At 38.7% G+C, this 2,624-nt stretch carries 2 protein-coding genes and 1 CRISPR repeat array; both genes read left to right on the forward strand.

Going from position 1 to position 2,624, the window contains the following annotated elements; translation table 11 throughout:
* Positions 1-63 precede the first annotated feature (63 nt).
* Positions 64-795: an SDR family NAD(P)-dependent oxidoreductase gene (locus tag AFK68_RS02530; protein WP_246843952.1), complete on the forward strand. Its 732-nt coding sequence runs from the start codon at positions 64-66 to the stop codon at positions 793-795.
* A 57-nt stretch (positions 796-852) separates the two neighbouring features.
* Positions 853-1,116, forward strand: a complete 264-nt coding sequence (locus AFK68_RS02535) for an SDR family NAD(P)-dependent oxidoreductase (protein ID WP_256386465.1) — start codon at positions 853-855, stop codon at positions 1,114-1,116.
* A 643-nt stretch (positions 1,117-1,759) separates the two neighbouring features.
* A CRISPR array of direct repeats spans positions 1,760-2,087; the repeat unit is 36 nt; unit sequence GTTTCAATCCCTAAATAGGGATTAGGGTTTGGAAAG.
* Positions 2,088-2,624: the final 537 nt, after the last annotated feature.

The raw sequence follows: 2,624 nt of genomic DNA on the forward strand, positions 1-2,624 counted from the left end.
CTCCCCTACTCCCTCACTCCCCTACTCCCCTACTCCCTACTCCCTACTCCCTAAAGAAAAAAAATGATAAATTTAAGTGGAAAAGTTATTTTAATTACAGGTGCATCTAGTGGTATTGGTGCTGCTACAGTACAAACTCTGGCAAAAGCTGGAGCTAATGTTATTTTACATTACTATCATAAACAGGAAGCAGCAAAAGGTATAGCTGAAAAAATTGGTCAAGATAAATGTTATTTATTAAAAGTAGACTTAGCTGAGAAAAATGCTGCTGTGAAATTGTGGCAAGAGGCGATCGCCTGGAAAAATCATATTGATATTTTGGTGAATAATGCTGGTGTTTTTATCGGTGCTAGTGTAGATGATGAAATAGATGTTTGGAATAATGCTTGGCAACAAACTTTGCAAGTAAATTTAGTCGCAGTTGCCGATCTATGTCGAGAAGCAATTCGTCATTTTCAGACTCGTAACGGTGGTACTATTATTAATATTGCCAGTCGTGCTGCTTTTCGGGGAGATGACTCCGAACATATTCATTATGCTGCTAGCAAAGGTGGTGTTATTTCTCTGACTCGTACTATTGCTCGTGGTTTTGCCAAGGATAATATTTTAGCTTATGCGGTTGCCCCTGGGTTTGTTCGCACTGAGAGAGTAGAAAGTTATTTGGAAGAAGTAGGGGAAGAATTTGCTACTCGTGATATTCCTTTGGGTAAGTTGGCAACACCAGAAGATGTTGCTAATGTAGTAGCTTTTTTAGCTTCTGGTTTAGCACCCTCATACCACAGGAGCAACTATTGATATTAATGGTGCTTCTTATGTGCGTTGAATTTTGCTGATGGGGTGATGGGNGGTGTTATTTCTCTGACTCGTACTATTGCTCGTGGTTTTGCCAAGGATAATATTTTAGCTTATGCGGTTGCCCCTGGGTTTGTTCGCACTGAGAGAGTAGAAAGTTATTTGGAAGAAGTAGGGGAAGAATTTGCTACTCGTGATATTCCTTTGGGTAAGTTGGCAACACCAGAAGATGTTGCTAATGTAGTAGCTTTTTTAGCTTCTGGTTTAGCACCTCATACCACAGGAGCAACTATTGATATTAATGGTGCTTCTTATGTGCGTTGAATTTTGCTGATGGGGTGATGGGGTGATTGGGTGATGGAGAGATTGGGTGATAAGCGAGCATATTTTGCAATAGTGTTCAGTTAAAAGAATTAATAGATTAGGACTTACGCATGAACGCTATTGGTAGGGTGTGTTAGCGCTAGCGTAACGCACAAGCCACTATATATAGAGCCTTTGCATAAGTCGTGTAGATGAAATTAACATCAATCTTTGATATAAAACAGGGTGAAACTTTTACCTGTAAAGGGTTTGAGGCAATTAACTATTGTCCAACAGATGAATAAAACATCAATGTAAAAAAAAAGGCTGAAACTTTTACCTGTAAAGGGTTTGAGGCAATTAACTATTGTCCAACAGATGAATAAAACATCAATCTATAGAAAGAGGCTGATAATAAGAGATAGAAGGATGGATATCATGTTTCAATCCCTAAATAGGGATTAGGGTTTGGAAAGCTAACGCTTTTTATTTGGACTTTATTATCTTGCCTTATTGTTTCAATCCCTAAATAGGGATTAGGGTTTGGAAAGCTAACCCAATATAAAAAATATTGGGTTAACATCAAAAACCGGTTTCAATCCCTAAATANGGGTTTGGAAAGAGGTAGTTGGCGAACACGATGTTCGCTACGTCTTCGAATACTGTTTCAATCCCTAAATAGGGATTAGGGTTTGGAAAGCTGAGTGTATCCAAGAGCAAGCTTCTAAAGCAGAAGGTTTCAATCCCTAAATAGGGATTAGGGTTTGGAAAGTTGGGCTTACCGTCGCCGTGGGGAACCTACCCCAGGCTGTTTCAATCCCTAAATAGGGATTAGGGTTTGGAAAGCATCCTATTTGCAATTTAATAGTAAGATACTATAAAGAGTTTCAATCCCTAAATAGGGATTAGGGTTTGGAAAGGAAGTCGAACAACCTGACGGAACAACCAAGACAGTTGTTTCAATCCCTAAATAGGGATTAGGGTTTGGAAAGAGCTACGATCTAGAACCCAGACATAGCAAGGGTTTCAGATACCCAAATCGACGCGCCCCTTTGATAAAAAAATCAACAAGGCTAATTTTACCAAAATGACGAGGTTCAAACCCGCTGCTGGCATGGCAGCCTCCTGCGGAGGAGCTACGCTAACGACGGGGGTCAACGAAAGAATCAGGGTTTCAGCGATTTACAGACCCCCGTCGATAGGGGATCATGCAAAGATGAAAAACGACCCTTTAGCCACTCTCAACAAACAAGAAATGACAAAAAACTTATTACTATTTATTTATCAAGGTTTCTAACTGTAAATATACTAACTTTTACTTTTCATCCCTGTCAAGTGGACGAAAAAATCAATTTTTGATAGTCCTTTTATCAAATTTTAGGGAGTAGATAATACCAATTAGCAAAAGTAATGCTATACTTAGGCGACATTTTAGCCATTAATTAAGTAATTAATACAGATATAATAAATTTTTTGCCAATCTGAGTCAATTTAATCTTAGTTATTACTTTTTTTACTACTCCCCCACT

It is taken from the genome of Hydrocoleum sp. CS-953 (assembly GCF_002260545.1).
GTDB lineage: Bacteria > Cyanobacteriota > Cyanobacteriia > Cyanobacteriales > Microcoleaceae > Trichodesmium.

Excerpts from the sequence above, each read along its gene's own strand:
- AFK68_RS02530 (WP_246843952.1), top strand. The coding sequence starts at position 64 with ATGATAAATTTAAGTGGAAAAGTTATTTTAATTACAGGTGCATCTAGT.